Below are 6,387 nucleotides of genomic sequence, written 5' to 3'. Positions count from 1 at the left end.
TATTCATGCTGTTGTGTGGTAACAAGCCTAATTGCACGTTCACGAAATTCTGATGTATAGCGATTTGATTTTTTCATAGTTCCAGTTTCTCAAGTTATTGAGTCTCTGGCAAACACGGGGCGATTCAACCGAAATATACTCCTTTCATACTATCAACTGTTTTACCTGGCCTTGGTATAAGCTGAAATACCATCCACTCTGCACCATTTGTAATAACAGCATGTACAACACCACAGTCATAACAATAAGAAGAAGCTTGCTTTATAGTTTCTGTTAAATGAGATTTAAATGCTTGCTTAAAATATGAAACAGTATATTCATGATTAGTTAAACTTTTATTGGTAGGAGTAAAAAAAGTCAAACCAATTTTCTTAGCTTCTATGACTAACTTAGGGGAGTTATTATATTTCAAAAGATAATCAACATAGCCATTTGTTGATGTGTGGGTTTCTGGGTTGAACTCATTAGATTGCCAACCCAAAACTTTTAAGACCTCGTCAATAACTATTAGTCGAGTCTTTGCCTCGTTAGCTGAATGAATAACATCTTCTTTTGTAAGGTATAACTTAGTTAACTCTTTTAAGTTACTATGAGCAACCTCTTTTAAGCTCAAATTACTCAAGTAAATCCCTTTTCCAAAAATAAACCTTTGACATCATCATACATCGTAAAACACTTAATTAGCAAAAACACTTTCTGTATACATCACAATAGGTGAGAACTCTACTTTTCCAAAACCAAACACCGATCTCATGTTTAACACCCTCCCCGTCATCACGCCCTGAAAATAAGCAATTGATGAGTAATATCGCGCATGGATGCGCGATAAGGCGAAACTAGGCCATGGATGGCCTATCTTCGCCGTTTACGTTCACATCAATTAATTATTTGAAGGAAATAGCGTGATGCTCGGGTGCGCTGAGAGTGTCCAGAGAGGGACCAGCGGCAGCCCCTCTTTGGCTGCCGTCGCCAGCGCGACAAAACCTTGAATAAGGTTTCTAAATTCTATAAGTGCGAAACGCACTAACTCTATCGGTGGTGAAAACCTAAAACACTAATCGAGTTTGCGCCCACGCGCCAGCAAGCTGTGCGTCTAAAATGTTTAAACACACACAAAAAAGCCGTTGCATTGCTGCAACGGCTTTTGTAGCTTTGATAAGTGTTAGTCTCGTATGTGTGAGCCCGAAGACATAGCAAAATAGATTGCGGTCGCCGTACACGTTACAAATACTGATTTGAGTTACTCTCATTTGTTTTTGTGACTAAAGCTTTTTAAGTATTCCATTTGCTTTTTCTGCCGTCTTTTAAGCCTTTTAATAACATTAACACTCACCTTTAAATACTTACTCTTAAAAAATAGCAATATCAATGAATTAAAAATTATAAATAAAACTGAAAGCTCTAAACCATTAAATGAACGTTCATTTTTTTGCTCAAATATTAAACCCAAAATATAAATGAGGGGCACAGCTATAGAGCACCCAGCAACTGAGCGGTAAACTTTAATAACCCAGTTTCTACCTGCAGATATGAGCGCTCCAAGAAAGATAAACACACATATGCCAATAAAAAAACCGATAACTCTAGGTCCTAGCTCATTCACAGTATCATATGGCCAAAGCATGATTAATATTGTAAATGCTAATGATGAGTAGCTAATAACGCTTGATACAATGGCTAAAGCACAGACTAAACTGTATTTTAGTTTCGGAATCGAATCACTTACTGGTAAATCTTCAACCTTCACTGTCAAGGCTCTCAAAAACACCAATAGCTATACCTTTCATCTCTCCATTATACGCGCTACCTGTAAATGTTAGAGCTGCAGCAACAGAATCACGTAAACGCGTTCTTAATTCATTATTTATTTGTATATTATTAAACCTTTTAGGAAAGCTTTTATTTTTAACCATCTGCTTTAACATTTTATTAGAAATTCCAGGTACTTTTAAACGGATTATTTCACGAGTAATTCGAGCCCTCTCTTGTCGATTTTTACTTGATAACAACTGCTTAAAACTTACACCATTGGCACGTGCTAATTTTATAGTTCGAACGGCAATAGCGCTTGCAGCTGTTGCTCCAGCTATAGATATGTAATCCAAAGCTTGGGTTGTGTTGACGTACCAATCCTCAGAGTCTAGCCAATCATTAAATTCTGGAGCAAACTTTTCAGCACCACTCCTCATAAGCCCGTTACCGCACTGTAATGTCGTTGCAGATGCCGCACTGAAAGAAAGAACAGAGATAGCAGCACTACTTCCAAGCGAGATTGGAGTAGCTACACCAGAAGCAACGAAGGCAACCCAAGAAATTACAGCACCAGCACAAGCAAGTAAGGTACCTGAAAGTTCAGATACAAACCTACTTTCTCTGGGGTTTACAGAGCTATGTTTAAGCTCATTGGTAAATTCTTTTGCAGAACTAAATTTTGGAGGTTCTCTTAATATAATTTTAACTGGCGTTAAACGACAAATGGGCTGAAACTCCCGTATAGTTACTACCGTCAAGTTTTCATCAATATAGACTACACCAGCCCCTGATAACTGAATATCTTTATCTATAGCTTTAAATAAACTATCTTTATCCAAGTATAAATCAAGCTTACTTTTTAACTGTTTTTGCTTAAAGGTATCTCTATTTAAAATATTCATATTTAATCTCTCCATGAAAGAATATTTACGTTATGAGCACCTTACCTAAAAAAAAATCTTAGTCAAGAAAACAGAAACACTCTTTAACTTTACCCTCATCAAAAAAATATAATTAATGGCATTCATCTAGCAAGAGCTAGTATCACCTATTAGTAATAAGAGCATAACAACCAAAGAAGTCAAAACTTTACTACATACATTAAAATATTAACCGATAAACATTACACTTTGCCAAGAGCAAACACCAATCTCACGTTTAACACCCTCCCCCGTCATCACGCCCTAAAAATAAGCAATTGATCAGTAATTCATTTCATGGATGAAATGAAAGCCATGCTTGCACATGGATGTGCTTTCATGGCGTTTACGTTCACATCAATTAATTATTTGAAGGAAATAGCGTGATGCTCGGGTGCGCTGGGAGGTGACGAATAACCGAAGCGCAGCTTCGCAGTATGAGGAAGTGAAGGCATGGATGCCGACAGTAACCCAGCTTCAAGGATGAATCATTTGCAGCAGAGTAAAATTTGAAAATCTATACCCCTCTTTGGCTGCCGTCGCCAGCGCGACAAAACCTTGAATAAGGTTTCTAATCCCTCAATGAGCCAAAAGCAAACAAAGTATGCGCCTACAACAATTAAACACCTTTTGGGCTGCGCCCAACACACCAGCAAGCTGTGCGTCTACAATATTTAAACACGCACAAAAAAGCCGTTGCATTGCTGCAACGGCTTTTATAATCTCGATAAATCCCCACTCTACAATGAAGATTTTTTCAAAAAATTAGTCGCGGTATGTCTCAATCGGAGGACATGCACATACTAAATTACGGTCGCCGTATACATCATCGATACGTGTAACCGTTGGCCAGAACTTGTCTTTAGCAACTGCTGGCACTGGGAATGCAGCGTAAAAACGGTCATACGCGCGGTCCCATTCATTACCTAACACATCAGCTTGTGTGTGCGGTGCAAATACCAATGGGTTGTTTTCGATAGACCATTCACCAGAAATGATTTTATCAATTTCACCTTTAATCGATACCATCGCTTCGATAAAGCGGTCAATCTCGCCCTTAGACTCAGATTCAGTTGGCTCAATCATTAATGTGCCCGCTACTGGGAACGACATTGTTGGTGAGTGGAAACCATAATCTTGTAAGCGCTTAGCAACGTCCATTTCAGTAATGCCTGAGGCTTCTTTTAATGGGCGTAGGTCAATAATACATTCGTGAGCAACGCGATTATTACGGCCACGGTATAAAATTGGGAAGTGCTTGCTTAGCTCATTGCTTAAGTAGTTAGCATTTACAATCGCCATTTCTGTCGCTTGTTTTAAGCCCTCAGAGCCCATCATGGCAATGTAAGCCCATGAAATAGGTAAAATAGCTGCAGAGCCGTAAGGCGCTGCCGATACTGCACCATTTCCTTCATTAGTACCTGGTACGTTAATTACGCTGTGGTTTGGCATAAATGGCGCAAGGTGCGATTTAACACCAATTGGGCCAACACCTGGGCCACCGCCGCCGTGTGGAATACAGAAGGTTTTGTGTAAGTTTAAGTGCGATACGTCTGAGCCAATAAAGCCTGGGCTAGTAACACCTACTTGCGCGTTCATGTTTGCGCCATCCATGTAAACTTGGCCACCATGCTGGTGAACAATTTCACATAACTCACGAATCGTTTCTTCGTATACACCGTGGGTAGATGGGTACGTTACCATGGCACATGATAGGTTTTCAGAGACTTCTTCAGCTTTCGCTTTTAAGTCTTCCATATCGATGTTGCCGTTTTTATCACAGTTAACAACCACAATTTTCATGCTGGCCATTTGTGCCGACGCTGGGTTAGTACCGTGTGCAGAACTTGGGATTAAACATACGTTACGGTGCGCATCCCCTCGTGACTCGTGGTATTTACGAATGGCGATTAAGCCTGCGTATTCACCTTGTGCACCTGAATTTGGTTGCAATGAAACCGCGTCGTAACCGGTAATGTTAACTAGCCAATCGTGTAGTTCGTTAATCATTACTTGATAACCTTCTGCTTGGTCTAGCGGGCAGAATGGGTGAAGGTTAGCAAATTCAGGCCATGTAACTGGGATCATTTCAGCGGTCGCGTTTAGTTTCATGGTACATGAACCTAACGAGATCATAGAATGATTAAGCGCTAAATCTTTGTTTTCAAGGCGCTTAATATAGCGAAGCATGTCTGTTTCGCTGTGGTAGCTGTTAAAGTTTGGATGCGTTAGAATTTCATCATCACGCACTAGGCTTGCAGGAATAGAGTCGCTGCCATTTGCTTCAACATCAGCGGCAATCGCATCTACGCTTAGGCCATGGCCTTCGCCTAAAATAATATCAAATAACTCGGCAACGTCTGCACGGGTTGTGGTTTCTGATACTGAAATTGAATATTCACCCGCATGGTTAGTAGCAAAGTTAACACCTTTAGCTACAGCACGCGCAATCACGTCGGCTTTGTTTTCATCAACCACTGTTAATGTGTCAAACCAAGTAGTGTGCTTAAGTGCCACACCTTTTGCTTTTAAGCCAGTTGCTAAAATATCAGCAAAACGGTGAATGCGTTGTGCAATGGTTTTTAAGCCTTGCGGGCCATGGTATACCGCATAAAACGCAGCCATGTTCGCTAATAATACTTGCGCAGTACAAATGTTTGAATTGGCTTTGTCGCGGCGAATATGTTGCTCGCGGGTTTGCATTGCCATACGTAATGCATAGTTACCTAAACGGTCTTTTGATACACCAATAATACGACCTGGTAATGAACGTTTGTACGCATCACGTGTTGCAAAAAATGCGGCATGAGGACCGCCGTAACCCATAGGTACGCCAAAACGCTGTGCTGAACCCAGTACTACATCTGCGCCTAATTTACCTGGTGCTTTTAATAGTAATAAGCTCATGATATCGGCAGCTACACAGGCAATCGCTTTTTTGCTTTGTACGCCAGCTATTAGGTCAGTTATATCAACAATTTCGCCTGATGTTGACGGGTATTGGAATAATGCACCAAAAATATCGTGGTTCACAGCATCGGCGGCTTTGCCTACAATAATTTCAAAACCAAATTGCTCTGCACGGGTGCTTACTACGTCAATGGTTTGCGTGTGTACGTCGTCGGCAATAAAGAACGCATTGGCCTTTTTAGCTTTAGATACACGCTTTGCAAGGCCCATAGCCTCGGCTGCAGCAGTTGATTCGTCAAGCAGTGAGGCACTTGCTAAATCTAGGCCAGTAATATCTAGGGTCATAGTCTGGAAATTTAATAGTGACTCTAAACGCCCTTGTGCAATCTCTGGCTGATACGGTGTGTACGCTGTGTACCAACCCGGATTTTCAAGTACGTTACGCAAAATTACGTGTGGTACGTGAGTTGGGTGGTAGCCTTGGCCAATATACGATTTGAAAACTTTATTTTTGCTTGCTACTGATTTTAAGTAACTTAGTGTTTCAACTTCGGTGCGGCTTTCGCCGATATTAAGACCTTGCTCAAGACGAATACCAGCAGGTACAGTTTGACCGATCAGCTCTTCAACGCTCGATACTTCAAGAGCGCTAAGCATGTCGTTTACTTGCGCTGGGCTTGGCCCAATATGGCGGCGAATAAAATCTTGCTTTTGCTCTAATTGTTCAAGAGATTTGGCGTTTGACATGTGTCCAGATTCCTATGATCCAAATACTAATGGGTAACTAGTATTGATTAAAATATGT

General features: G+C 40.7%; 4 protein-coding genes. All 4 read right to left on the bottom strand.

Annotated elements, in window-relative coordinates; all coding sequences use genetic code 11:
- Positions 1-124 precede the first annotated feature (124 nt).
- The 4 genes from BW139_RS12675 to gcvP all read right to left on the bottom strand — a co-directional run bounded on the left by BW139_RS12675 (position 125) and on the right by gcvP (position 6,329).
- The gene (locus BW139_RS12675; protein WP_076919912.1) at positions 125-622 is read right to left on the bottom strand and encodes a hypothetical protein; all 498 of its coding nucleotides are present in this window, start codon (positions 620-622) and stop codon (positions 125-127) included.
- Between the two features lie 624 nt (positions 623-1,246).
- Complete coding sequence (locus tag BW139_RS12665) at positions 1,247-1,747, bottom strand: hypothetical protein (protein WP_076919911.1); 501 nt, start codon at positions 1,745-1,747, stop codon at positions 1,247-1,249.
- Entirely contained in the window at positions 1,737-2,654 is a 918-nt protein-coding gene (locus BW139_RS12660) for a hypothetical protein (protein WP_083708672.1), read from the bottom strand. The genes BW139_RS12665 and BW139_RS12660 overlap by 11 nt, the downstream gene beginning before the upstream one ends.
- A gap of 783 nt (positions 2,655-3,437) precedes the next feature.
- Positions 3,438-6,329: an aminomethyl-transferring glycine dehydrogenase gene (gene gcvP, locus BW139_RS12655; RefSeq protein WP_076919909.1), complete on the bottom strand. Its 2,892-nt coding sequence runs from the start codon at positions 6,327-6,329 to the stop codon at positions 3,438-3,440.
- Positions 6,330-6,387: the final 58 nt, after the last annotated feature.

It is taken from the genome of Pseudoalteromonas sp. SK18 (assembly GCF_001974855.1).
Classification (GTDB): domain Bacteria; phylum Pseudomonadota; class Gammaproteobacteria; order Enterobacterales; family Alteromonadaceae; genus Pseudoalteromonas.
The sequence above is the reverse complement of the archived record's forward strand: the minus strand, read 5'-3'. Positions and strand labels throughout refer to the sequence as shown.